Origin of the sequence: Kocuria sp. CPCC 205263 (genome assembly GCF_040981075.1) — a bacterium.
GTDB classification, from domain to species: Bacteria; Actinomycetota; Actinomycetes; order Actinomycetales; family Micrococcaceae; genus Kocuria; species Kocuria rosea.
In genome coordinates, this window is record NZ_JAVKPV010000001.1 from 326160 (window position 1) to 350738 (window position 24579).

Here is a 24579-nt window from a genome sequence, read left to right on the forward strand (position 1 = left end):
CGCCGCGGCGCCCGGTCCGGGACGTGGGAGAATCGGGGCCATGAGCGTGGTGATCGCGGGATGCGGAGACCTGGGCACGGAGATCGGGCTGCGGCTGGCCGAGCAGGGGCACGAGGTGCTGGGCCTGCGCCGCCGCGCGGAGCTGCTGCCGCCGCCCCTGATCGGGATCGCGGTGGACCTGAGCACCGAGGTGCCCGAGCTGCCGGGCGACGTCGAGCTGCTGGTCGTGGCCACCGCCGCGGACGGGCGGACGCCGGAGGCCTACCGGGCGGCCTACGTCGACGGCCTGCGCCACCTGTTCGACGGGCTGCGCGCCGCCGGGGCCCTGCCCCGGCGCGCCCTGCTGATCTCCTCGACCGCCGTGTGCGGGGACGCCGACGGCGGGGAGGTCACCGAGGACACCCCGCCGGACCCCTCGACCCCGACCGCGCGGATCCTGCTGGAGGCCGAGGAGCTGTTCCACGAGCAGTTCCCCCACGGCACGGTCCTGCGGCTGTCCGGGATCTACGGGCCGGGCCGGACGCGGCTGATCGACAAGGTGCGCTCCGGGGACGGTGCCGCCGGGGCGGCCTGGACCAACCGCATCCACCGCGACGACGCGGCGGCGGCCGCCGTGCACCTGCTGACCATGGACGCCCAGCCGCTCACGCTGTACCTGGGCACGGACGACGAGCCCGTGCCCGAGCTCGAGGTCCTCGAGTTCCTGGCGCAGGAGCTCGGCGTCCCCCGGCCCGAGGACGTCCCGGAGGCGGACGCGCCGCGCCGGGGCTCGAAGCGGCTGTCCAACCGGCGGCTGCGGGAGTCCGGCGTCGAGCTGCGCCATCCCACGTACCGGGAGGGCTACCGGGCGGTGCTCGCCGGGGAGGGCGTGCGCCACCCCTGACCGGCGCCCACCCGCAGGACGACGTCGCGCACCTCGTAGGCGGCGATCAGCTCGACCCACGAGACCCGCGGCGGGTGCGCGAACTCGAGGGGCAGCCGCAGCAGGCGCTGCAGGAAGACGTCGGTCTCCTGGATCGCGAGGAACCCGCCCGGGCACCGGTGGGCGCCGTCCCCGAAGGACATCGCCTCGGGCCGGATCCCGCGCGGCCGGGACCGTTCCGGGCACAGCTGCCGGGCGTCCTCCCCCAGGGCCTGCTCGTCGGTGTTCGCCTGGCGGACGTAGAGGTCGAGCAGCGCCCCGGCGGGCACCTCGTGGCGCTGTTCCCCGTCCTCCAGGACCAGCTCCCGCGTGGTCCGGCGGTAGAGGTGGCCCACCACCGGTTCCAGGCGCAGGATCTCGTGCAGGATCCCGTGCCGGGCCGGCTCGTCGGCCGCGAGGTACTCCTCCTGCAGCCGGTCGTCCTCCAGCAGGTGCCAGGCGGCCACCGCGATGAACTCGCGGGTGGTGGCCATGCCGGCGGCCGCGTAGGTGAGGCACTCCACGAGGATCTCCCGGTCCGTGTAGTCCTCCGCGAGCAGGTGGGACACGACGTCCTCCTGCGGCTCCCGGCGCCGGGCCCGGATGGCCGGGCGCACGTCCCGGAGCTGGAAGGCGGTCATCGCCCACATCGGCCGCAGGGCCCCGGCGACGGCGCCCAGCCGAGCGGGGAGCCGGCGCCGCGGGGAACCGGCGGAGCCGGTCACGGGGCCGCTGAAGAAGCGCTCCAGGCGCCGGGACATCTCGTCGATGTCCGAGTTCGTCAGCCCCACCACCTGGGCGGCGACCTCCACGGAGTAGCGCAGGGTGATCGCGGACAGCTCGGCCCCGCCGTCCTGCCGGATCCGCTCGACCAGCTCGTCGGCGCGCTCCTCCATCAGGGCCCGGTAGCGGCGGCTCACCGCGGCCGGGGTGAAGAACCTCGCGGTGGCGGTGCGCTGGCGCCGGTGCTCCGGACCGTCCGCGTAGAGCACGGGCGGGTGGTCGCCGGTCAGGCCCTGCCGGGCGGTCTCCGCGCTGAAGCCGGCCTGGACCGTGCCGTCGGCCTCCCGCAGCACCTGGCGGACCATCGGCAGGGAGCGGACGTGCCAGACGCCGTCGAGCACCTCCACCCGCGGCGCGCTGCGCTCGCCGGGCGGGGCGGTCCGGCGCCGGTCGCCGTGCGGGACGGGGCAGCGGGTCGCGGGGCGGGCGTCGTCGCTCATGGGCTCATGCTAGTCCCGCCTCCTGACGCCGGGGGGTCGCGTTCTGCCGCGATCAGCGACTCGGTCCGACCGGACGCGACCCCCCGGCGAGGCCCAGCGCAGAACGAGCCCCGTCGCGGCAGCCGGACCCGGGGCGCAGCTCCTCGCGCAGAGGACCGGGCCGCCGGTCAGCGCACCGGCTCCGCCACGAGGTCCGAGACCTCGAGCCGGTCCCCGGTGATGCCGTGGCTCTGCATCAGGTCCGCGGTCCGCTGCAGCCTCTCGAGGTCCAGCGCGCCCTGGAACACCGGCATCTCCACCTGCTCGGTGAGCTCGGCGCTCACCTGGGTGTAGGTCGGCACCAGCTCCACCAGCCGTTCCCGGTCGTCCTGCAGCTCCTCCCCGGAGGCGGTGATGGCGCGCCCGAAGGCGGCCACCGTCTCGGGGTTCTGCTCGGCGAACTCCTGCGTGGTGACCCAGCCGGCGACCGGCATCTCCTCCACCGGCCCGGAGAAGAGGTCGAAGATCTTCCGGTGCCCGGCCTGCTCGGCCATCGCCTGGAACGGCTCGACCTGCCAGGCGGCGTCCACCTCGCCGCGCTCCAGGGCGGCGCTCATGTCCGGGTACGGCATCTCGACCAGGTCGACCTCCCGGGGGTCCAGCCCGGCCTCCTCGAGGTGCTCGTAGAACGCGACGGTGCCGATGTTCTGCAGGTTGTTCACGGCCACGGTCCTGCCGGCGAGGTCGGCGGGTGCCTCCAGCCCGGAGTCCTCGGCGACGAACACGCCGTGGTCCGTGGCGCCGACGTCGTTGCCGGCCACCAGCCGGATGGGCAGGCCCTTCTCGGCGGCCAGGAGCGCGGAGGTGTAGTTGGTGTAGGTGATGTCGAAGTCCCCGGAGACCAGGGCGGGGATGGCCGCCGCGCCCCCGGCGGTCTGCACCAGCTCGGCGTCGAGTTCCTCGGCCTCGAAGAGGCCCGCCTCGTCGGCGTGCACCGCCGTGGCGGTGTGGACCAGCGGGAAATAGCCGATGCGCACCGCGGCGGCCGCCCCCTCCTCCTCGGCGGACGCGCCGGTTCCCCCGCCGCACGCGGTCAGCCCCAGGCTCAGGGCTGCGAACAGGGGGACGAGGGCGGTTCCGGGACGGGTGCTCTGACGGGACATGACGGGCCTTTCGTCGGTGGTCGGACGGATCGTGGGCACTGCTCAGGGCTCGAGCTCGACGCGCACGGGCAGCGATCCCCACGCACGCAGGGTGTTGTTGAGGTGGCGCCGAGGCTGCCCGGTGAGCTCGATCCGCCGGACGCGCGGGATCATCGCCAGCAGCAGGGCCTCGGCCTCCAGCCGGGCCACGTGCTGGCCCACGCACTGGTGGATGCCCATGCCGAAGCCGACGTGCCCTGACGGGTCGCGGGAGAGGTCGAAGACGTCCGGGTCCGCCCACCGCCGTGGGTCCCGGTTCGCCGCGCCCAGGAACAGCAGCACCTTCTCCCCCTCGGGGATGTCGGTGCCTGCCACCCGGAGGTCCCGCGTCGTCGTCCGGAAGAACGTCTGGACGGGGGACTCGAGCCGGACGGCCTCGTCGAAGGCGGTCCGCACGAGGGACGGGTCCGCCCGGAGCCGGGCCCACTCGCCGGGGTGGCCGGCGAACGAGTGGAGGATCGCCGAGAGGGCGTGGACCGTGGTGTCGACCCCGGCGGTGAGCAGGGAGCGGACGATCAGCGGCGCCTGCTCGGGGGTGATCTCGCCGCGGTCGGCGGCGGCCCAGATGTCGGCACCGAAGCCCTCCGGGGCGAGCGCCTCGCGGGCGCACCGGGACGCGACCCAGGCCCCGAGCTCCGCGACGCGGGGCTGCCCCCTCTCGACCAGGTGGTTGACCGGGCCGAACGCGTTGAAGACGTGGTCGCCGTAGGGCAGGAGGTGTTCGCGGCCGTCCTGGGGCAGCCCGACGGCGTCGGGGAACACGCGCAGGGGGAAGGCCTCGGCGAGCTGCGCGACGGCGTCGAACTCCGTGGCCCCGCCGAGGACCTCGGACACGAGCTCCTCGGCGTCGGCGGCCCAGGCGGGGCGCAGCTTCTTCAGCGCCCGCGGGCTGAGCACGTTCGCCAGGACGTGGCGTGGGGCGTCGTGCTGGGGCGGGTCGGCCTCCAGGAGCAGACTCGGCGGGCGCCAGGGCTTCTCGCGCTTGAAGTCGGACAGCCCCACCCCGGCGGCGGACTGGAACCCCTGCCAGTCGGTCAGGGAGGCGTGGACCTCCGCGTGGCGGCCCATCGCCCAGGTCCCGCAGGACTCGAGGCGGACGACCGGCCCGGCCTCGCGCAGCGTCTCGTGGAAGGGCAGCGGGTCGGTGAGGACGTCGTCGCCGAACGGGTCCTCGGTGAGGACGGGAACGGTGGAGGAAACGGTGGTGGCGGGAACGGTCATGGGCTCGTCGCTCTCTGCTCGGGCGGTCACAGGTCGATGGTCAGGCGGGGTGTGCGGGAGCGGGAGACGCAGACCATGAGGCAGTCCCCGGCCGCCCGCTCGTGCGGGGCCAGGACGGAGTCCCGGTGGTCGGGAGTCCCGGCGAGGACGTCGGTCTCGCACGTCCCGCACAGGCCCTGCTCGCACGAGGCCAGGACACCGTGGCCGTCGGCGCGCAGGGCGTCGAGGACGGTCCGGCCCGGGGCCACCTCCAGGACCCGGCCGCTGCGGGCGAGCTCGAGCTCGAAGGAGGTGCCGTCCGCGAGCGCGGCACCGGCGTCCGCCGTGAAGTGCTCCACGCGCAGCCCGCCGGCGGGCAGCTCCAGCTCGGGCTCCAGCTCGAGGAGGGGGGTGAGGAAGCGCTCGGGCCCGCAGGCGTACACCCCGGTGGCGCCGTCCAGCTCGCCGATGGTCTCCCGGAGGTCCCCGTGCCCGACGATGGACGTCTCGTGGAACTCGACGTTCCCGCCGTGGGCCGCCAGCTCGTCGAGGAACGGCATGGACGCCCTCGTGCGGCCGAAGGCCACGCAGCGCCAGGGCACGCCGAGGCGCACGGCCTGGTCGATCATGGGCAGCATCGGGGTGATCCCGATGCCGGCGCCCAGGAACAGGTAGGAGCCGGCCGGGTGCATCCGGAAGGTGTTGCGCGGGCCGCCGAAGGGCACGACGTCGCCCACCCGCAGCTGCTCGTGGACGTACCGGGAGCCGCCGCGGCCGGCGGGGTCGAGCTTCACCCCGACCCGGTAGGTCGTGGGGTCCCAGCGGTCGCCGCACAGGGAGTACTGCCGGATCCTGCCCTCCCCCAGGTGCAGGTCCACGTGGGCGCCGGGGCTCCAGTCGGGCAGGCGGGACCCGTCGGGGGCGGCGAGCGTCAGCGCGACGGTGTCGTCGGAGACGGCCTCCTTGGCGCGCACGGCCAGGCCGGTGGGGCCGCGGCCGGCGGACGCGGCCTGAGCCGCGGCGCGGGCCACGGGGGACGGGAGTGCGGTGGACATCGGACCTCCTCGGTGCGGATGCCCTCCAGTCTTGGTGTGTCATGGATCACACACCACAGCACTCTCATTGGTCGAGAGGCTCAGCCCGTCCCGTCGAGCCGGCGGGTCACGGTGGCCGCGGCGATCCGCAGCAGGGGCTCCCACTGGCGGGACCGCGGGAGGTTGGGCACGACGACGGACAGCGTCGCCACGGCCTCTCCGCGCCGGAACACCGGCGCCGCGATCCCGGTGGCGTCGGGGTGCAGGTATCCCGGGCAGTGCGCGGAGCCGTCACGGCGGATCAGGGCCAGCATCCGCCGCAGCCGCTCGGGATCCGTGGGTGTCGAGTCCGTGAACGCCTCGTGCGGGCCGGCGAGCACCTCCTCCTGGAACGCGGCGTCGCTGTGCGCCAGCAGCACGAGCCCGGACGAGGAGGCGTGCAGGGACAGCCGCCCGGCGATGCGGGTGAAGTTCACCACCGCGTCCGGCGCGCTGAGCCGCTCCAGGAACAGCACCTCGGTGCCGTCCAGGACGCCGATCTGGGCGTGCTGGCGGACCTGGGCGTGCAGGTCCTCGAGCACGGGCATCGCCGCCTCGCGCAGCGACAGGGCGGAGGAGGCCCGGGCCGCGACCTCCCACAGCCGCACCCCCAGCCGGACACGGCGCTCCTCGTCCCGCTCCAGCCAGCCGTGCTCGGTCAGTTCGGCGACGAGCCGGGAGGCCGTCGCCAGGTGCAGGCCGGTGCGCCGGGCCAGCTCGGTGACGGTGAGCCACTCCTCGCCCTGCCGGAACGCCTCGACGAGGCGCACGGCGCGGGAGAGGACCGACTCACCGGACTGGGTGCGCGCCACCGCTGCGGATCCTCCCTCTGCGCTCCCCCGGACGAGAGCGCCGCCGCGGCCTCGCCGCCGGATCCGGGTGCGGTCTCAGCTCCGCTCCGCCTGGTCGTTCTCGATCTGCGCCGTGGCGGGCAGCACCTGGGAGGACGAGGGTCCGTCCAGCACGACCAGCAGCACGCGCAGGTCGACCTCGGAGAGGTAGGCCCCCACCAGGCGGTGGTTGGAGTCGAGGACCACGAGGAAGCCCTCGGTCCGGTACGCTGGGACGGTGAGCTGGACCGGCCCCGCCTCCTCCGCGAACTCCTGCCGCATCTGCTCGATCTTGCCCTGCCGGTCCTCCGGCCACTGCTTCGCCGCCGCCTCGGCGAGGGTCAGCGGCCGGTGCTGCGGGTGCGACCACTCGCCCGGGTTGCCCTCGGGGTCCACGTGCCACACCGTGTAGAGGTCGGCGAGCTCCTCCCGGGACGAGACCACGAGGTCCTCGATCCGGGAGTTCTCGTCGTCCACCGCTCCCCAGTCGAGCCAGGCCCGGATGTCGTCGCCGAACAGGGTCCTGAAGTCCGAAACGTCCATGCCGTCATCTCAGCAGACTTGTGTGCTCACCGCCACAGGTGACGCCGGGCCGGGCGCTCAGGAGCCCTCGGCGCTCCCCCGGGCCGGGCGCGCCGCCGCCTCGGGCCGGACGTTGAACGCCGAGGCGGAGCGGTCGGCGGGCTCGGTCGGGAACACCGTGTGCCCCTCCGCCCACTTGTGCCGCGCGTAGGAGTGCAGCCGGTCGGCGAACGGCCCGTCCCGCCACTCCAGATAGGGCATGTCCTGGCTCGCGTCGAGCAGGAAGTAGCTGCTGAACGCCCGGAGCACCTGCGGCGCGCCCGGGTCCGCCGCTGGCTCCTCCGCCGCGGCGGGATCCCCGAGCACCAGGAAGATCGGGGCTCCGGGCAGGCCGTCGTAGACCCGCACCTCCAGGCGTTCGGCCACCAGGGGATCGAGCTCACCGAGGGCCCGGAGCTGGTGGACCAGCGTGTCGAAGCTGCGCCGCAGGTCCATGGGCGAGAGGCCGTAGTGGTGGCGGATCTCGCGGAGCCGGGACGCGAGCGCGGGCGACTTCGGGTCGAGGACCAGCAGCCGGACGCGGACCCCGGCGTCGAGCGCCTTGTGGATCGCGTCCAGGTCGCCGGCCAGGGTCAGCGGGAAGGTGTCCATCCACCACATCTCCTGTCCGGGCTGCACGCCCCGGAGCACGTCGACCGCGTCGAGCTCCTCGCGGACCCCCACGAGGCCGAGCCGGTCGTCGCGGGCCGCCGTCGGCGCGGGGACCGGGGGACGCTGCGCCTCGACGGGCCAGGAGCCGCGCCAGCGCGCCAGCCCGGCGTCCAGGAGCAGCCCCACACCGCCCACGGTGAGCAGGACGGCCCCAGCGTCGAGGAGCACCTCCGACCACGCCCGCCCGGCCACCAGGGCGACGACGACGAGCGCCGCGCCGAGGCCGACCAGCACGACCGGCGCCGTGACCGGGCGCCGCTCCGGCACGGTGCGTGCGGCGGCGCGCCACCCGTCACCCCCGGCCCGGTCCTGGGCGGCACTGCGGATCTCCAGCACGGGGCTCCCCCTCCTCGAGCGGCTCTGCTCCCACCCTGGCACGGCTCCTGACCTGGGCGTTAGCACCGTGGGCACCGGGGCATTTTGTGACAGCCGGTGCGCCGCGCCCGTCCGGAGCTCCGTCCCCACTTCTGCGGCACCGTGCCCCACCATGCGTTTGCATACCTAAACTCGGAGTCGGGCGGGTGGGGGCCCGGCGTCACGACCGCTCCCGCCCCGGGGACCGGCCCCACGCCCAGCAGCTGACCGCACCGGCCGCGCTGCCCCCTCCGGCGGAAGGCACCTCTCTTGGCCACGACACTCCGGGACCGCCTCGGCGACCGTCACAACCGCCTCAACGCCCTCCGCCTGGGCCTGGCGTCCCTGGTGATCGTCGGCCACGCCTGGCCGCTGACCGGCGCGGACGGCCCGAGCCTCGAGGTCCTGTCCGACGTGGCCGTCAACGGCTTCTTCGTGCTCAGCGGCTACCTCATCGCGGACAGCAGGGTGCGGACCACGCTGGTGCCCTACCTCTGGCGGCGGTTCCTGCGCATCTACCCGGCCTTCCTGGTGAGCCTGTTCGTGGTGGCCGCCGTCTTCGCGCCGCTCGCGGCCGCGCTCGAGGGCACGTCGCTCGACCTGGCCTCCGCCGCCGGCTTCGTGCTGAGCAACGGGGACCTGAGGATCTCGCAGTGGGGCATCGACGGGACCCTGGTCCGGGTCCCGGCCCCGGACTCCTGGAACGGCTCGCTCTGGACGCTGTTCCACGAGACCCTCGCCTACGTGCTGATCGGGCTCGTCCTCAGCCTCGCCGTCGCGGCGCGGCACGCCCGGTGGGTGCTCCCGGCGCTGTTCCTCGTCGTGCTCGTCCTCCGTCCCCTGGTCGAGGGCCCGCTGGAGGTCACGAGCCACCTCTGGCTCAACGGCGCCCGGCTGGTGGGCTACTTCCTGGCGGGCGCGGCGGTCTGGGCCTGGGCGGGGACGTGGCGGCCCACCTGGGTGCACATCGCGGGGGCGGGCGTCGTCTACGCCGTGCTGACGGACCAGGGCTGGGCGGACCTGTACGGGCAGCTGCCGCTCGCCGTGCTGCTCCTCGGCCTCGGCGCCGCCCCGTCCCGGAACTGGACCACCCGCACCGACCTCTCCTACGGCGTCTACATCTACGCGTACCCGGTGCAGCAGCTCCTCGTGCTGCTCGGCACGGCGTCGTGGGGCGTCGCCGTCAACTCCCTGCTCGTCGTCCTCCTGACGCTGCCCCTGGCGCTGCTGTCGTGGACGTTCGTCGAGAAGCCCGCCCTGCGGGCCAAGGCGTGGCTCGACCCCCGCGACCGGCCCGACCGGCGGGTTCCCTCCGCCGGCGCGCAGGCACCCTCGCCCGCGGCAGTCGAGGGACGCCGTCCGGAGTGACCGCACCGGATCCCGCCCCCGCCGCCCGGACGGCGCGCCCGGGACCCCCGGGCCTCCTTGTCCGGCACCGGGGCGGTGCCTACCGTGAGGAGCAGGCGGGCGCGACGCCGCCGGCCCCGACCCGTCAGGAGCACCCATGGACACCCCGGTGATCGAGGCCCGCGGGCTCGTCAAGACCTTCGGCCCCACCGCGGCCTTGGACGGCTTCGACCTCACCGTGGCACCGGGGCAGGTCGCGGGCTTCCTGGGCCCCAACGGCTCGGGGAAGTCCACGGCGATCCGGGTGCTGCTGGGCCTGCTCCGGTCGGACGCGGGCACGGCCACGGTCCTCGGCCTGGACGCCTGGCGGGACGCCGTGCAGATCCACCGCCGCACCGCCTACGTCCCCGGGGACACGAACCTGTGGCCCAACCTGACCGGGGGCGAGATCGTGGACCTGCTCACCGGCATCCGCGGCGGACGACGGCGGCGGCGCCGCCGCGACGAGCTCGTCGAGCGCTTCGAGCTCGACCCCACGAAGAAGGCCCGCAGCTACTCCAAGGGCAACCGGCAGAAGGTGGCCCTGGTGGCCGCCCTGAGCGCCGAGGCGGAGCTGTACGTCCTGGACGAGCCGACCTCCGGGCTGGACCCCCTCATGGAGGCCGTGTTCACGGATGAGGTGCGCCGGCTGAGCGGGCAGGGCAGCACGGTCCTGCTCTCGAGCCACATCCTGGCGGAGGTCGAGAAGCTGTGCGACACCGTGACCATCATCCGCGCCGGACGGGACGTGGAGAGCGGCACCCTCCCCCAGCTGCGCCACCTGACCCGCTCCGCCGTCACGGCCACGACCTCCGCCGACCCCGGCCGCCTGGGCGGGCTGCCGGGCGTGCACCACCTCGTGCACGAGGATGGGAGGCTGCGCTTCGACGTCGACGACGCCCGGGTCCCGAGGTGCTCCGGGCGCTCGCCGACCTGGGCGTGCAGAACCTGACCGTCACCCCGCCCTCGCTCGAGGAGCTCTTCCTGCGCCACTACGGCGACCGCCCGGCCGAGCCCGCCGCCCCGGGCGGGACCGGGCTCGGCGCCGGCCAGGACGTGCGGGCGCCCCGATGAGGACCGCCGAGCCGTGGGCCGCGACCGGCCGGCTCTTCCGGCTCAATCTGCGCCTGGACCGGGTCCGGATCCTCGTGTGGGTGCTCGCGCTCACCGGCACCGTGTCCGCGACGGTGCTCGCCCTCGAGAAGACGTTCCCGGACGGCGAGGCCCGCCAGGCCCGGGCGGCCCTGCTGGACAACCCGTCCGCCGTGATGATGACCGGCCCGGCCTTCGGCGCGGACGACTACACGCTGGGCGCCATGACGGTCAACGAGCTGAGCCTGTCGGTGCTCGTGGCGACGGCGATCATGAGCATCCTGCTCGCGAGCCGGCATGTGCGGGCCGAGGAGGAGTCCGGGCGGCTCGAGGTCGTCCGCGCACTGCCGGTGGGCCGCTTCGCCCCGGCGGCGGCCGCCCTGGGAGCGGTCGCCGTGGCGGACGCGGCTGTCGGCGCCGGGATCACCGCCGGGCTCTTCGCGGCGGGCCTGGGCGGGGTCGACGCCGTGGCGTGGGGCGTGGCCACGGCGCTCACCGGCCTGGTCTTCGGGGCCGTGGCGGCCGTGACCGCCCAGCTCACCGAGCACGCACGGGCCGCCTCCGGCACGGCGATGTCCGTGCTCGGCGCGGCCTTCCTGGTGCGCGGGATCGGGGACGTCGTCGAACCCACCGGCTCGTGGCTGTCCTGGTTCTCACCGATCGCCTGGGCCCAGCAGACCCGGCTCTACGTGGACCTTCGCTGGTGGCCGCTGACGCTCTCAGCGGCACTCACGGCGGCGCTGCTGGTGGCGGCCGTGCTGCTGGCCCAGCGGCGGGACCTGGGCGCCGGGCTGCGGCCGGCACGCCCCGGGCCCGCGGCGGCCGGGGCGGCCCTGCTCTCCGCGACCGGGCTGGCGCGGCGGCTGCTGCGCGGCACGTTCCTGGGGTGGACCGCCGGACTCGTCCTCTTCGGCCTGGCCTTCGGCTCGCTGGCCGACTCGCTGGAGGACAGCATCGCGGACATCCCGTCGATCACCGACTGGCTCGTGATGGACCTCGACGCCCTCACCGAGTCCTTCGCCGCCGCGACGCTGTCCTACCTCGCGCTCGGGGTGGTCGCGTTCGCCGTCTCGGGCGTGCTGCGCCTGCGCTCCGAGGAGGAGTCCGGCCGCACGGCCCTGCTCCTCTCGACGGGCCTCGACCGGGTGCGCTGGGTGCTCGGCTGGCTCGCCGTGGTCGGGGTGGAGGCCCTCCTGGCCCTGCTGCTGGCCGGGGCCGCGCTGGGCGCCGGGGTCACGGCCACCACCGGGGACCTGCGCTGGACCGGCGAGCTCGCCCTGGCGGCCCTGGCCTACGCCCCGGCCGTGCTCGTGGTGGCGGGGGTCGCCGCCGCCCTGGTGGGACTCGTCCCGCGGTTCGCCGCGCTGAGCTGGGCCGTGGTCGCGTACGTGGTCTTCGTCTCGTGGTTCGGCCTGCTGCTCGACCTGCCGGAGGCGGCGATGAACCTCTCGCCCGTGCAGCTGACGCCGCTCGTGCCCTCCGAAGACTGGGAGGCCGCTCCGCTGCTGGGTCTCGCCGCGCTGGCGCTCGCCCTCCTGGTCGCGGCCGCCGCCGGGTTCCGCCGCCGGGACCTCGTGGCCTGAGCCGGCGGGCCGGCCACCGCCGAGGGGGCGACCCCGGGCGGCGTCGGGGTCGACGGCCGTCCGGGGGCGCCCCCTCGGCACGTGCGGAGCCGGGCGGCCCTGCGGTCGGGCTGCGGCGGAGCCGCGGAGCGGGTCAGCCCGCGACGAGCTTGAGCGTCTCCCGGCTGAAGGCCTCGAGGTCACCAGGGTTGCGGGAGGTGACGAGTCGTCCGTCGACGACGACCTCCTCGTCCACCCAGTCCGCCCCGGCGTTCTTCAGGTCCGTGGCCAGGGAGGTGTAGGACGTGAGCCGCTTGCCCTGCGCGAGTCCCGCCTCGATGAGGATCCACGGGGCGTGGCAGATGGCCGCGATCGGCTTGCCCGCGGCGTCGAACTCCTTGACCAGGCGCAGGGCGTCCTGGTCCGTGCGCACGGTGTCCGCGTTGAGGGTGCCCCCGGGCAGGACCAGCGCGTCGAAGTCCTCGGCCTTCGCCGCGGCGAGGGTGCCGTCGACGTCGTAGCTGCCGGCGCGGTCCCAGTCCCCCTGCATCGCCGTGATAGTGCCCTGCTCCGGGGACAGGAGCACGGGGGTGCCGCCGGCCTCCTGGACGGCCTTCCACGGCTCGGTGAGCTCGGGCTCCTCGACGCCGTTCGTGGCGATGAACGCGATCTTCCTGCCGGTGATGTCGGTGGTCATGGACTGCCTCCTGGGTGCGGTGGATGGGGTGGATCTGTGGATGGGGTGGATCTGTCCGTTCGGTAGACCTGCGGCTCCGGTGGAGCCGCCGGTCCGGCGGAACCGTGCCGGGGCGCCGCGGCCGCTACTGCGACCGGAGACCGCCGAGGACGTCGAGCGCCGCCCGCAGCCGGACGCCGGCGTCGTCGGCGACCTCCTGCACGGCGGGGCTGCCGCTGAGCTGGACCATGGTCTGCGGGTCGATGGCCTCGACCGTGGAGGAGCCGGCGTCCGCGCCGCGGCGCACCACCACGTTGCAGGGCAGGAGCGCGCCGAGCTGGGGCTCCGCGGCCAGGGCCTTGCTGGCGAGCCCGGGGTTGCAGGCGCCGAGGATGACGTAGTCGCCCACGCCCTCGGCGGCCTCGGCGCCGAGCTTTTTCTCGAAGGTGGCGCGCACGTCGATCTCGGTGAGGATGCCGAAGCCCTGCTCGGCCAGGGCGGCCCGCGTCCGCTCGACCGCCTCCGCGTAGGGCAGCGGGACGACGACGGCGTTGGTGTACCTCAAGCTGGCACTCCTTCTCGGTCCGGGCTCCTGCTCAGGACTCCACTGTTGGCACGCGGGGCGCGGAAAGGGAAGAGCGGGACGGCCAGGTTCTCGCTGGGCGATACCGGCGCCCGGTCTCGATACCCCTGGGGGTAGTTAAATACCCCCCAGGGTATCTGCCATACTCGCGACGAACGCCGGGTGGAGCGCCCGGCACCCCTCCACGGCCTGACCACCCCGCCCCGGCCGGCGGGAAGCAAAGGACACGCACCATGACCGTCACCCTCGTACTGACCCTCCTGCTGTCGGTGCTGATCGGGCTCTCGCTCGGTCTGCTCGGCGGCGGCGGATCCATCCTCACCGTCCCGATCCTCACCTACGTCGCCGGGCTGGACCCCAAGGAGGCCATCGCGGCCTCCCTGTTCGTCGTCGGGGTGACCTCCGCCGTCAGCGCCGTCAACCACGCCCGCAACGGGCGCGTGAAGTGGCGCACCGGGCTCGTCTTCGGCGCGGCCGGCATGGCCGGGGCCTTCCTCGGCGGCCTGGCCGGCGGCTACATCCCCGGCACCGTGCTGACGGTCGCCTTCGCCCTGATGATGGTCGCGACCTCCCTGGCCATGATCCGCGGCCGCAGGAACAGCACCGCAACAACCCACGACGGCGAGCTGCCCGTCCTGAAGGTCGTCGCCGAGGGTCTGGTCGTGGGCCTGGTCACCGGCCTGGTGGGGGCCGGCGGCGGCTTCCTCGTCGTCCCGGCCCTCGCCCTGCTGGGCGGGCTGTCCATGCCCGTGGCCGTGGGCACTTCCCTGGTGGTCATCGCCATGAAGTCCTTCGCCGGCCTCGCCGGCTACCTCACTACGGTCTCCCTGGACTGGGTCCTGGTGGGCGCGGTGACCGTCGCCGCGGTCGCCGGCTCGTTCGTCGGGGCGCGGCTGGCCGGGTGCATCCCCGAGGCCGCCCTGCGCAAGGGCTTCGGCATCTTCGTCCTGGTCATGGGCGTCTTCGTCCTGGTCCAGGAGCTGCCCGGCGCGGCCGGACTCGCCGTCGGGATCACCGCGGCCGCCGGCGCGGCCGCCGCCGTCTGCTGGTTCGCGGTCCCGAGGTGCCCGCTGCGCACGCCCCTCACGGCCTGAGCGCCCCCTTCTTCCCGCACACCACACACCGCACACCGACAGGAGTTCCCCATGGCCACCATCGATCTCACCGAGCAGGCCTTCGCCGAGACCGTCCAGGAGCACGACATCGTCCTCGTGGACTTCTGGGCGAGCTGGTGCGGCCCCTGCCGCATGTTCGCCCCGACCTACGAGGCCGCCTCCGAGAAGCATCCGGACGTCGTCTTCGCCAAGGTCGACACCGAGGCCGAGCAGCGGCTCGCCGCCGCCGCCGGCATCAGCTCCATCCCCACGCTGATGGCCTTCCGCGGGGGCGTGCTCGTGTTCTCCCAGCCGGGCGCCCTGCCCGCCGCCGGGCTCGAGCAGGTCATCACCGCGGTCAAGGGCCTCGACATGGCCGAGGTCCACGCCGAGCTCGCCCGGCAGCGGGTCGGGCAGCGCACCGGGCAGCAGGCCTGAGCCGCGGCGCGGGGCCCCGGCACGTCGCTTCCGCTGTGGCCCCGCCCCTGGAACACTCCCGTAACAACTCGCCGATACCGTCACCATGCCCCGCGGTGCGCCGCGAGGCACCACCAGGAGGAACGCACCATGGACGTCACCGTCATCGACACCCCCCAGCTCGGGGACCGCAGCTACCTCGTGCACGACGGGCATGTGGCTCTGGTCATCGACGCCCAGCGCGACATCGACCGCGTCGAGGCCGCCGTGGAGCAGGCCGGGGTGAAGGTCACCCACGTGGCCGAGACGCACATCCACAACGACTACCTGACCGGCGGCTGCCTCTACGCCCGGAAGCACGGCGCGGCCTACCTCGTCAACGCCGCCGACGACGTCTCCTTCGAGCGCACCCCGATCGCCGACGGGGAAACCGTGCAGGTCGGAGAGCTCTCCGTGAAGGCCGTGGCCACCCCCGGCCACACCCACCACCACCTCTCCTTCGTGGTGGAGCACGGCGAGGAGCAGGCCGTGTTCTCCGGCGGCAGCGTCCTCTACGGCTCCGTGGGCCGCACCGACCTGCTGGGCCGCGAGCACATGGTGGGACTGACCCACGACCAGTACGCCTCCGCCCGCCGCCTGGCACAGGAGGCCGAGGAGAGGGCAGCCCTGTACCCGACCCACGGCTTCGGCTCCTTCTGCTCCTCCGGCCCCGCCACCGGCGCGGACGAGTCCACCCTGGGCGAGCAGATCAGGACCAACCACGTCTACACCGACCCGGACGAGGAGCACTTCGTCACCGAGCTCATCAGCAACCTCACGGCGTACCCGAACTACTACGTGCACATGGGCCCGGCCAACGCCGCCGGCCCCACCGAGCCGGACCTGTCCGTGCCCGACTCCCTGGACCCCGAGGAGCTGCGGTCCCGCCTCGAGGCCGGCGAGTGGGTGGTGGACCTGCGCCACCGGGTGGCCTACTCCGCCGAGCACCTCAGGGGCACCATCAGCTTCGAGTACGGCGACGGCTCCAGCTTCACCGCGTTCCTGGGCTGGATCTTCCCCTACGACCGGCAGCTGACCCTCGTGGGGTCGCGTGCGGACGTCGAGAACGCGATCCGGGACCTGTCGCGGATCGGCATCGACTCCCCCGACGCGGCGCTGGGCGAGGACCCGGAGAAGCTCGCTCCCGGGGCGGCCCGCTCCTCCTACCCGCGCGTCGACTGGAAGGGCATGCTCGAGGGGCGGCCCGAGGACGAGACCGTCCTGGACGTCCGCCGGGTGGACGAGTACGAGGACTCGCACCTCCCCGGGGCGGTCAACATCCCGCTGCACGAGCTGCTGCCCCGGATGGACGAGGTGCCCACGGGCCGGCTGTGGGTCCACTGCGGCTCCGGCTACCGCTCGGGCGTGGCCGCCAGCCTGCTCGAGCGCGCGGGCAAGGACCCGGTGCACATCGACGCCCTGTTCGCCGAGGCCGAGGAGGCCGGCGTGCCGCTGGAGAACTGACGCCGCCGCGGGGGCCGGTGCGCGCCCCCGGCCCCCGCAGCCCCTCCCCGAAGCCCACCCCAGCCCAGCGAAAGGCCCGCCGTGAGCACCTCCCGCACCGTCCCCCCGTCCGCCGCCGGACGGCGCAGCGTCACCGTCATCGGCGCCGCGGTCGTCCTCCTGCACGTCGCAGGCTGGGGCACGCTGCTCGCCCTCGTCCTGGGCACCGACACCCCCCAGGAGGGCACGGGACTGTTCGTGGGACTCGCCCTCAGCGCCTACGCCCTGGGCGTCCGGCATGCCTTCGACGCCGACCACATCGCCGCGATCGACAACGCGACGCGCTCGCTGATGGCGCGGGGCCGGGAGTCCGCGGCCACCGGCTTCTGGTTCGCCCTGGGCCACTCCTCGGTGGTCCTCGTCTCCGTGCTGCTGCTGACCCTCGGCCTGGAGGCCTTCGCCGGCGGCCTCGCGGACGAGGGCTCCGGGCTGCGGCAGGCCGCGGGGATCTGGGGCGGCACCGTCTCCGGGCTTTTCCTCGTCACCGCCGGGGTGCTCAACCTCGCCGTGCTGCTCCGGCTGCGCCGGGCCCGCCGCGCGGCGCGCACCGGCGCCCTGGACGCCGCCGAGCTGGACGCCCACCTCGCCGACCGGGGCGTGCTGCACCGCGTGCTGCACCCCGTGACCCGCATGGTGGACCGCCCTGCCAGGATGTACCCCGTCGGCTTCCTCTTCGGCCTCGGCCTCGACACGGCGGCCTCCATCGGGCTGTTCGTCATGGCCGGCGGGCTCGCCCCCGAGCTGCCCTGGTACGCGGTGCTCGTGCTGCCCGTGCTCTTCACCGCGGGCATGACGATGTTCGACAGCGCCGACGGCATCCTGATGAACCGGGTCTACGGCTGGGCCTCGATGGATGCCCGCCGCCGGCTGAACTACAACGTCACGGTGACCACCGTCTCGGTCGTCATCGCCTTCGTGATCGGTGGGACGAGCCTGCTGTCCGTGCTCGCCGAGCTCCTGCAGCCGACCGGCGGCGCGCTCGCCTTCGTGGCGGCGGTCGACCTCAACTTCCTCGGCATGGCCGTGATCGTCTTCTTCGGCGTCGTCTGGCTGGGCTCGAAGGGCCTGGACCGGATCCGCCGCGACGGACGGCCGGTCCCTGTGCGAGGCTGATCGTCATGGTCCGACTCCTCCTGCTCGCCGACACGCACGTCCCGAAGCGCGCCCGCGACCTGCCCGCCGCGGTGTGGCGGGCCGTCGACGACGCCGAGGTGGTGCTGCACGCGGGCGACTGGATCGACCTCGCGACCCTCGACCGGCTCGAGGAGCGGGCCGCGCGCCTCGTGGGGGTCTGGGGGAACAACGACGGCCCGGAGCTGCGCGAACGGCTGCCCGAGGTGGCCCGCGAGACGCTCGGGGGCGTGCGCTTCGGGATGGTCCACGAGACCGGTGCCGCCGCCGGGCGGGAGGCCCGGATGGACCGGGCGTTCTCCGGCCTCGACGTCCTGATCTTCGGCCACAGCCACATCCCGTGGGACAGCACCACCCCGGCGGGCCTGCGGCTGCTCAACCCCGGCTCCCCCACGGACCGGCGGCGCCAGCCGCACTGCACCTATCTGACGGCGGTCGCCGACGGCGGGCGGCTCACCGACGTGGAGCTCGTCCGCCTCCCGCGGCGCTGACGCCCCGCGGCACCGGCGCCGCCGGGCCGAGCGCTCAGAGGAGGCCCCGCAGCTGGTAGTAGCGCCGGCCCACCACGGTCCCGTTGACCCGGACCGCGGCCCACACCAGGACGAGCAGCAGCGCCACCAGCACGGCCGGGACGGGCACGAAGAGCGCCCACACCACCAGCGCCATGCCCGGGACGGTCAGCAGGATCGGCCAGGCGTACTGCACCATCTCCACCGCCATGTAGTCCTGCATCTCCCGCAGGACCGGGTCCCGCGGGACGGCGCCGCGGCGCACCGAGGTCCGCAGCCCCTTGCTCGCCCGGGCGCGGGCGTCCATGAGGTCGTTGCGGGGCGCGTCGTCCGCCCGGGTGAGCGAGAGGATGATGCCGCTGACCAGCAGGGCCGCCCCGCCCACCACGAGTCCCCACTGGACCGGGCTGAGCAGCCCCCTCTCGCCCAGGAGGAGCGCGGCCGCGATGCCGCCCAGCAGCCCGACCACCAGGCTGGCCACGACGGCCAGCACGATCCGCCGGGCCCAAACCGCGTCGAGCTCCCCGAGCCGGGGGATCTGCACGTGCGGGTGGTCGGCCCCGCTGAGCCGGATCTCCTCGTCCATGGCGCACCGTCCTCTCGTCGCCCCGTGCTGCTGCGCGGGCCCCTCCATTGTCCCGCGCCCCGGGCGCGGTGGCACGTCCGCCCCCGGGCAGGCGGGGACCCCGGCCCCGGTCAGGTGCCCGGGGCCGGGGTCGGGGCGGCCGACGGTCCTCAGGCGGCTTGGTAGGTGAGGCAGTCGGCCTCGTCGGCGCCGGCACCGATCTTCACGTCGTGGGCGGTGCACATCAGGTGCGCGTTGTGCTTGCACTCGGACCGCTGGCAGGCACCGACCTCGGCGTGGACGGTGGGCAGGCCGCCGTCGGGGCCCAGCGAGATGAACGTGCCGCAGTGCGCGTGGCCGGAGGATCCGGTCACGGTGATCGCGTGGGCCGTGCACTCGTGGTCGTGGTTGAACGAGCACTGCCCCACGGTGCAGTCGGAGACGGGAACGAACTCGGTGGTGGCCATGACTTCTCCTCCAGGAGGATCTCCGGGCCGGAGCCTGCTGCCCCGGCCTGAACAAGCTCTTCCAGGATGCGCCTCACGAGGGACGATGGATAGCGCATTTTTTCGTGCCCCAATGTCCGCGGGTCGGCCGACGGGCGCCGCGGCGCCGCCCTTGACGGGGCACCGCCGGGGGGTATTCGCTGGACGCACGGCGGTGCCGCCCGGCGGCGCCGCGACAACCCCGAGGAGAACCCATGAGCGCCGGCGACCACTTCTACCTCGACAAGGCGGATCCCGGCAGCTGGCGCGCGCTCAACGGCCTGGCGCGCAAGGTCGCCGCCGCGGCCGAGGACGCCGGGCTGTCCCGGGCTCTGGTGGAGCTGCTCAACATCAGGGTCTCCCAGCTCAACGGGTGCGCCTACTGCCTCGACCTGCACACCGGCTACGCCGTGGAGGCCGGGGTGAGCGCGCAGAAGCTGGCGGTGCTCCCCGCCTGGCGCGAGACGGAGCTCTTCGACGACCTGGAGCGGGCCGCGCTGGCCATCGGGGAGTCCGTGGCCCTGCTGCCCGACGAGGAGACCCGGTTGGCGGAGCTGGCGGTGGCCCGGGCGGAGCTGACCGACGAGCAGTACTCGGCGCTGCAGTGGACGGCGGTGGCGATCAACGCCTTCAACCGGGTGTCCGTCCTCTCCCGCCACCGGGTCCGCCCCCGTGCGGCCGCGCCGGAGGGGCACCCCCCGGGAGAACAGGCCGCGGAGGAGCCGGCGCCGGACGCCCCGCGCACCCCGTCGACCGTCGCGGGGGGCACAGCGTGACCAACCTGGACGTGGACCCGCAGGAGCTGCTGTGCTCCGAGGCCGCCGGGGCCGGAGCGCAGCTGCTGGCCCCGCGCGAGGTGCCCCTGGGCGGGCCCCGCGCGATGACCGTGCGCCGCACCCTGCCCCAGCGGCAGCGCAGCCTCATCGGGGCGTGGTGCTTCGTCGACCACTACGGCCCCGACCTGGTCTCGGAGTCGGGGGGCATGCGGGTGGCGCGGCACCCGCACACCGGCCTGGCCACCGTGAGCCTGCTGTTCACCGGCGGGATCGCCCACCGGGACTCGGCCGGCTACGACGCGATCGTCCGGCCCGGTGAGGTTAACCTGATGGTCGCCGGACGGGGGATCTCCCACCAGGAGTTCTCCACCCCCGGCACCACGCTGCTGCACGGCGTCCAGCTCTGGTACGCGCTGCCGGAGGCGACCCGCCACATGGCACCCACCTTCGAGCACCACGCCCCCGAGCCGGTGGTCGGGGAGGGCACGGAGCTGCGCGTCTTCCTCGGCTCCCTGGCCGGCAGCACCTCCCCGGTGGACACCTTCACCCCGCCGCTGCTGGCCGCCGAGGCCACCCTGCGGCCCGGCGCCCGGCTGGAGCTGGAGCTGGACCCGGCCCTCGAGCACGGCGTGCTGCTCGACACCGGCGACCTGGCGCTCAACGGCGCCCCCGTGCCGGTGGACCACCTCGCCTACCTCCCGGCCGGGCAGGGTCCCGTGGTGCTGGAGGCCGGCCTGAGCCCGGTCCGGCTGCTGCTCATCGGCGGCGAGCCGCTGGGCGAGCAGATCGTGATGTGGTGGAACTTCGTCGGCCGCAGCCACGAGGAGGTCGTCGCCTACCGCGCCGCCTGGCAGGCGGAGATCGACGCCGAACCGGCCCCCGCGCCGGCCTCCGGCGGCTACGAGGACGGGGCGCCGTACCCGCGCTTCGGTCCCTACCCGGCGGAGCAGCCCGCCCCGCTGCCGGCCCCGCCGCTGCCCACCGTCCAGCTGCGGCCCCGCGGCTGAGCCCGTCCCCCAGGAGACCACCATGGACACCTCCGCCGTCACGGTGCGGAACAACCCCGGCCGGCAGCGCTACGAGCTCCTCGACGGGGAGACCGTCATCGGCTCGGCCCACTGGGTGCCCTTCGAGGGCGCCGACGGGCCGCAGCGGATCTTCTACCACACCACCGTGGACGACGCCTACGGCGGGCAGGGCCTGGCTTCGAGACTGGCCCGGGATGCCCTGGACGACACCGCCGGGGCCGGGCTGACGGTCGTCCCGGTGTGCCCCTACATCAAGAAGTGGCTGCGCAGCCACCCCGACCACCAGCAGCACGCCGTGGCCGTGCGGCCCGAGCACCTCGCCGCCGTCCCGCGGCACGAGCAGCGGTGACCCCGCCCACCGGAGCGGGCTGAGCCCCGGCCGGCGAGGTCGCTACGGCTGCGGGGCGTCCGAGGAACCGGCGGGGCGGTCCGGCCGCTCCGCCGGTCCCTCCCCCCTCGAGTCAGCGGTGGCGCCCGCCGCGGTGGGCACAGCGCCGCCGTCCCCGGCACTCCTGTCCTGCCCGTTCTCCCCGTGGTCCCCGGCCAGCGCCTCCGCAGGGCTGCGGTAGTGGTGCGACTCCCGCCAGATGGCGAATCCCACCGAGGCGACGGTCAGGATGAGCAGCACGAGCGGCAGGGGCTCGAGGACCCAGCTGAGGTCTCCGCTGATGATCATCGCGCGGCGGAAGCCCTCCTCGGCGATCGGGCCGAGGATCATGCCGATGATGAGCGGGGCGAGCGGGAAGCCTGCCTTGATCATCACATAGCCGGCCAGCGCCGCGACCAGCATGACGAGGACGTCGAAGGAGCTGGAGCGCAGGGAGTAGCACCCGATCACGGCGAGCACGATGACCGAGGGCCACAGGTACGTGTTCGGGACTCGCTCGATCATCCGTGTCCACAGCCCGGATCCGAGCCAGCCGAGCACGAGCAGCACGACGTAGACGAGCAGGAAGCCCACGAAGATGCCGTACACGAGGTCGGGGGCGCCGCTGAAGAGGTTCGGGCCGGGCTGCAGGCCGTGCACCGTGATCGCTCCGATGAGCACCGCGGAGGTCACGTCGCCGGGGATGCCGAGGGTCAGCATGGGCACGAGGGCGCCGGCGGTCCCGGCGTTCTTGGCGCTCTCCGCGGCGGCCAGACCGCGGATGTCGCCGTCCCCGAAGCGCTTGGGCCGGCGCGCCACGCGCTTGGCCTCGTTGTAGGCCACGAACGAGCCGATGTCACCGCCCGTGCCGGGAATGACACCGATGATGAAGCCGATCACCGTGCCCAGCAGGGACGACGGGGCCAACCGGCCCAGCCACCCGAAGGAGGCCTTGAACTTCTCCGAGGTCGTCTTCAGCACGAGCGAGGTCTTCTGCTCGAACTGCAGGAACGCCTCCGAGACCGCGAAGAGCCCGATCATCACCGGGATGTAGTCGATGCCGGCGGTGAGGTCCGTGGAGCCGTAGGTCAGACGCGGATAGCCCTGGATGGTGTCCAGCCCGATCATGGCGATCCCCACGCCGACGACGCCGCTGATGAGACCTTTCACCATCCGCCCCTCGGATACCGAGGCGACCACGGTGAGGGCCAGCAGAGCCAGCATGAAGTACGCCGCGGGGCCGAAGCCGAGGGCCACGCTGGCCAGGCTGGGGGCCAGCAGGCCGAGGGCGACCACGCCGACGATGCCGCCGATGCAGGATGCCAGGACGGAGACCTTCAGGGCCTGCGAGGCCTGTCCCGCCCGCGCGAGGGCGTTGCCGTCCGCGACGGACGCCGCGGAGGCCGGTGTGCCCGGCGCGCGGACCAGGATCGCGGGGATCGAGCCGGCGTACACGGCGCCGCCGTAGATCCCGAGCAGCAGCATCATGCCCTGCAACGGCTCCATGACGAAGGTGAAGGGCAGCAGGATGGCGACCCCCACGGTCGCAGAGATGCCCGGAAGGGCGCCCACCACGATGCCGATGACGACGCCCACGACGATCAGGAGCAGGACCTGGAGGTCCATGGCGGCCTCGAGGCCGATGAGCCAGTTGTTCACAGCAGGACTCCTTCCAGGATGCCTGCCGGCAGGTAGACGGCCAGCAGTTCGGCGAACAGGTAGTAGAGGACGCCGGTGACCAGGAGCGAAACCAGCAGAAGGGGCAGCACCCGGCGCACACCCATGATCCGGATGGCACCCACCAGGAACAGGAACGTGGTCACGGGGAAGCCGACGGTCTCGACGACCAACACGTAGACGACCGTGAGCACCACGATCGCCGTCATGCGGCGACGGGTCCCGGGCGCGGGGGCCACGGAGGCCGGTTCGGGGCGCAGCAGCAGGAGGATCCCGAGCACGCCGAGAGCCCCCGCCACGAGCCGGGGCAGCGCACCGGTGCCGGGGTCGGAGTCCTGGGCGGAGGGCGGGAAGCCGAAGGTGGCGACCGCCAGCCCCGCCGCCAGCGCCAGCACGAGTCCTCCGATCAGCCGGTCGGCGAGCAGCCCGTGCCGGACCGCCGCTCCGGGCGGCTCCTGGGCAGTGCTGCCGGGAGTGCTGCCGGGAGTGCTGCCGCTGGTGCTGCCGGTCGTGTTCCCGCTCATCGGTCGACCCCCATTCCCGCTGCCTCGACGACCTCGCCGAAGCGCTCGTACTCCTCCCCCAGGAACGCGTCGAACTCCTCCGCGTCCCGGTGGACCTGGTTGAGACCGGTGGTCTCCATGTAGCCGGTGAAGGACTCGGACTGCCGCGCCTCGTCGAAGCAGTCGGAGAGTTGCTGCACGCGCTCCTGCGGCACGCCGGCCGGGGCGTAGAGGCCCAGGATGGCGGTGGAGGTCCAGTCGTAGCCCAGTTCCTCGAGGGTGGGCACATCGTCGGGCATGTAGTCCACCGGCTCCCCGGCCAGGGCCAGGGCGCGCAGCTCGCCGGACTCGACGAAGGAGCGCATCTCGGCGGCCCCCACGGAGACCATGTCGGTCTGTCCGCCCAGGGCGGCCTGGAGCGCCGAGGAGGCGCCGTCGAAGGGCACGTTGACCGTCCGGTCGTCGAGACCGGCGGCGAGGGCCATGCCCTCGTAGCCGAGGTGGTAGATGCTGCCGGTGCCGCTCGTGGCGACCGTGATGCGCTCCTGGTCGCTGTCGACGAGGTCCTGGAAGCTCGTGATCGGGGAGTCGCGCGGCACGGCGAACGCCACGGGCTGCTCGCTGTACTGCATGATCCCCTGGTAGTCGTCGGGGGTGATGTCCACGACGCCGAGGTGCTCGAGGATGGACAGCTCGATGGAGGCCGTCCCGATCGTGTAGCCGTCCGGGGCGGAGTCGAGGACCGCGCGGAAGCCGACGGCTCCGGAGCCGCCCGTCTCGTTGCGGACGACGAACTGCGCGCCGCAGGTCTCCTGGGCCGCGGCCACCAGCTGGCGTGTAGTGCCGTCCGCGCTGCCGCCCGGAGCATAGGGGACCACGACGTTGACGGGCCGCGAGGGGAACGCTCCCCCGTCCTCGGCCGGTTCCTCCCCGGCGCCCGAACAGCCCGCGAGGACCAGTCCTGCCGCCCCCAGGAGGGCGGCGCCGACGGTGCGCCTCCGCGCACCGGTGTCTGAGCTCATGCTGGGTCTCCTTCGCTGTCGGCACGTCGGTGGTCCGGCGGCCGGACCGGCAGCGGACGTGACGCACATCACGGCGTCCGTGCGACAGACATCACGGTACCGGTCATGTCCGAAGCGTGTGCACACATGTTCGATGTGCGAACATCGCGGACCGGTTCTGACGCCTTCA

Annotated in this window: 25 protein-coding genes and 1 pseudogene; 12 read left to right on the forward strand and 14 right to left on the reverse strand. The window is 74.0% G+C overall.

The window, feature by feature from the left end; all coding sequences use genetic code 11:
• Window positions 1-40: 40 nt before the first annotated feature.
• Window positions 41-883 (forward strand): SDR family oxidoreductase, encoded by an 843-nt coding sequence (locus tag RF647_RS01525; protein WP_368810191.1) that lies wholly within the window; start codon window positions 41-43, stop codon window positions 881-883.
• Here RF647_RS01525 and RF647_RS01530 read toward each other — a convergent pair.
• The 7 genes from RF647_RS01530 to RF647_RS01560 form a co-directional block, all read right to left on the reverse strand.
• On the reverse strand, window positions 841-2124 hold the full coding sequence (locus RF647_RS01530) for a cytochrome P450 (RefSeq protein WP_368810192.1): 1284 nt from the start codon (window positions 2122-2124) through the stop codon (window positions 841-843). The two genes, RF647_RS01525 and RF647_RS01530, sit on opposite strands and share 43 nt — an antisense overlap.
• Before the next feature lie 167 nt (window positions 2125-2291).
• Window positions 2292-3266, reverse strand: coding sequence for an ABC transporter substrate-binding protein (locus tag RF647_RS01535; RefSeq protein WP_368810193.1), 975 nt, complete (start codon window positions 3264-3266; stop codon window positions 2292-2294).
• A gap of 42 nt (window positions 3267-3308) precedes the next feature.
• Window positions 3309-4556, reverse strand: a complete 1248-nt coding sequence (locus tag RF647_RS01540; protein WP_368810194.1) for a cytochrome P450 — start codon at window positions 4554-4556, stop codon at window positions 3309-3311.
• The gene (locus tag RF647_RS01545; RefSeq protein WP_368810195.1) at window positions 4553-5560 is read right to left on the reverse strand and encodes a 2Fe-2S iron-sulfur cluster-binding protein; all 1008 of its coding nucleotides are present in this window, start codon (window positions 5558-5560) and stop codon (window positions 4553-4555) included. Before RF647_RS01545 ends, RF647_RS01540 begins: the two co-directional genes overlap by 4 nt.
• An 80-nt stretch (window positions 5561-5640) precedes the next feature.
• Window positions 5641-6390 (reverse strand): IclR family transcriptional regulator, encoded by a 750-nt coding sequence (locus RF647_RS01550; RefSeq protein ID WP_368810196.1) that lies wholly within the window; start codon window positions 6388-6390, stop codon window positions 5641-5643.
• Between the two features lie 75 nt (window positions 6391-6465).
• Window positions 6466-6951: a hypothetical protein gene (locus RF647_RS01555; protein WP_368810197.1), complete on the reverse strand. Its 486-nt coding sequence runs from the start codon at window positions 6949-6951 to the stop codon at window positions 6466-6468.
• A 57-nt stretch (window positions 6952-7008) separates the two neighbouring features.
• Window positions 7009-7977 (reverse strand): DUF5919 domain-containing protein, encoded by a 969-nt coding sequence (locus RF647_RS01560; protein WP_368810198.1) that lies wholly within the window; start codon window positions 7975-7977, stop codon window positions 7009-7011.
• A gap of 288 nt (window positions 7978-8265) precedes the next feature.
• Here RF647_RS01560 and RF647_RS01565 point away from each other — a divergent pair, with 288 nt between their 5' ends.
• From RF647_RS01565 to RF647_RS01575, 3 genes and pseudogenes are all read left to right on the forward strand, one after another.
• A complete protein-coding gene (locus tag RF647_RS01565) occupies window positions 8266-9363 on the forward strand; it encodes an acyltransferase family protein (RefSeq protein WP_368810199.1) in 1098 nt (365 codons plus the stop codon).
• Window positions 9364-9499: 136 nt separating this feature from the next.
• Window positions 9500-10455 (forward strand): annotated as a pseudogene (locus RF647_RS01570) (ATP-binding cassette domain-containing protein).
• The gene (locus tag RF647_RS01575) at window positions 10452-12056 is read left to right on the forward strand and encodes an ABC transporter permease (protein ID WP_368810200.1); all 1605 of its coding nucleotides are present in this window, start codon (window positions 10452-10454) and stop codon (window positions 12054-12056) included. Before RF647_RS01570 ends, RF647_RS01575 begins: the two are co-directional and overlap by 4 nt.
• A gap of 133 nt (window positions 12057-12189) precedes the next feature.
• On the opposite strand, the gene RF647_RS01580 is transcribed toward RF647_RS01575, so the two are convergent.
• Together RF647_RS01580 and RF647_RS01585 are read right to left on the reverse strand one after the other, a co-directional pair.
• Window positions 12190-12732: a type 1 glutamine amidotransferase domain-containing protein gene (locus tag RF647_RS01580; protein WP_368810201.1), complete on the reverse strand. Its 543-nt coding sequence runs from the start codon at window positions 12730-12732 to the stop codon at window positions 12190-12192.
• A 124-nt stretch (window positions 12733-12856) separates the two neighbouring features.
• Complete coding sequence (locus RF647_RS01585; RefSeq protein ID WP_368810202.1) at window positions 12857-13276, reverse strand: DUF302 domain-containing protein; 420 nt, start codon at window positions 13274-13276, stop codon at window positions 12857-12859.
• A 251-nt stretch (window positions 13277-13527) separates the two neighbouring features.
• Between RF647_RS01585 and RF647_RS01590 the strand changes: the two genes are divergently transcribed.
• From RF647_RS01590 to RF647_RS01610, 5 genes are all read left to right on the forward strand, one after another.
• Entirely contained in the window at window positions 13528-14388 is an 861-nt protein-coding gene (locus RF647_RS01590; RefSeq protein ID WP_368810203.1) for a sulfite exporter TauE/SafE family protein, read from the forward strand.
• 51 nt (window positions 14389-14439) lie between these two features.
• A complete protein-coding gene (gene trxA / locus RF647_RS01595) occupies window positions 14440-14826 on the forward strand; it encodes a thioredoxin (protein WP_368810204.1) in 387 nt (128 codons plus the stop codon).
• A 129-nt stretch (window positions 14827-14955) separates the two neighbouring features.
• Window positions 14956-16308, forward strand: a complete 1353-nt coding sequence (locus RF647_RS01600) for a rhodanese-like domain-containing protein (RefSeq protein WP_368810205.1) — start codon at window positions 14956-14958, stop codon at window positions 16306-16308.
• Between the two features lie 81 nt (window positions 16309-16389).
• On the forward strand, window positions 16390-17460 hold the full coding sequence (locus RF647_RS01605; RefSeq protein WP_368810206.1) for a HoxN/HupN/NixA family nickel/cobalt transporter: 1071 nt from the start codon (window positions 16390-16392) through the stop codon (window positions 17458-17460).
• Window positions 17461-17465: 5 nt separating this feature from the next.
• Complete coding sequence (locus tag RF647_RS01610) at window positions 17466-17969, forward strand: metallophosphoesterase (protein WP_368810207.1); 504 nt, start codon at window positions 17466-17468, stop codon at window positions 17967-17969.
• 34 nt (window positions 17970-18003) lie between these two features.
• Here RF647_RS01610 and RF647_RS01615 read toward each other — a convergent pair whose 3' ends face one another.
• Together RF647_RS01615 and RF647_RS01620 are read right to left on the reverse strand one after the other, a co-directional pair.
• On the reverse strand, window positions 18004-18573 hold the full coding sequence (locus RF647_RS01615; RefSeq protein WP_017833458.1) for a hypothetical protein: 570 nt from the start codon (window positions 18571-18573) through the stop codon (window positions 18004-18006).
• Between the two features lie 149 nt (window positions 18574-18722).
• Window positions 18723-19019, reverse strand: a complete 297-nt coding sequence (locus RF647_RS01620) for a DUF1540 domain-containing protein (protein ID WP_368810208.1) — start codon at window positions 19017-19019, stop codon at window positions 18723-18725.
• Window positions 19020-19252: 233 nt separating this feature from the next.
• Here RF647_RS01620 and RF647_RS01625 point away from each other — a divergent pair, with 233 nt between their 5' ends.
• From RF647_RS01625 to RF647_RS01635, 3 genes are read left to right on the forward strand one after another with little or no spacing between them, the layout of a single operon-like run.
• Window positions 19253-19813, forward strand: a complete 561-nt coding sequence (locus RF647_RS01625) for a carboxymuconolactone decarboxylase family protein (RefSeq protein ID WP_368810209.1) — start codon at window positions 19253-19255, stop codon at window positions 19811-19813.
• A complete protein-coding gene (locus tag RF647_RS01630) occupies window positions 19810-20820 on the forward strand; it encodes a pirin family protein (protein ID WP_368810210.1) in 1011 nt (336 codons plus the stop codon). The genes RF647_RS01625 and RF647_RS01630 overlap by 4 nt, the downstream gene beginning before the upstream one ends.
• A 22-nt stretch (window positions 20821-20842) precedes the next feature.
• Window positions 20843-21190, forward strand: a complete 348-nt coding sequence (locus RF647_RS01635) for a GNAT family N-acetyltransferase (RefSeq protein WP_368810211.1) — start codon at window positions 20843-20845, stop codon at window positions 21188-21190.
• 42 nt (window positions 21191-21232) lie between these two features.
• Here RF647_RS01635 and RF647_RS01640 read toward each other — a convergent pair whose 3' ends face one another.
• Genes RF647_RS01640 through RF647_RS01650 form a run of 3 tightly spaced genes read right to left on the reverse strand, consistent with a single transcriptional unit; the run spans window position 21233 to window position 24410 of the window.
• Entirely contained in the window at window positions 21233-22867 is a 1635-nt protein-coding gene (locus tag RF647_RS01640) for a tripartite tricarboxylate transporter permease (protein WP_368810212.1), read from the reverse strand.
• On the reverse strand, window positions 22864-23409 hold the full coding sequence (locus RF647_RS01645) for a tripartite tricarboxylate transporter TctB family protein (RefSeq protein WP_368810213.1): 546 nt from the start codon (window positions 23407-23409) through the stop codon (window positions 22864-22866). The genes RF647_RS01640 and RF647_RS01645 overlap by 4 nt, the downstream gene beginning before the upstream one ends.
• Window positions 23406-24410: a Bug family tripartite tricarboxylate transporter substrate binding protein gene (locus tag RF647_RS01650; protein WP_368810214.1), complete on the reverse strand. Its 1005-nt coding sequence runs from the start codon at window positions 24408-24410 to the stop codon at window positions 23406-23408. Before RF647_RS01650 ends, RF647_RS01645 begins: the two co-directional genes overlap by 4 nt.
• Between the last annotated feature and the right edge of the window lie 169 nt (window positions 24411-24579).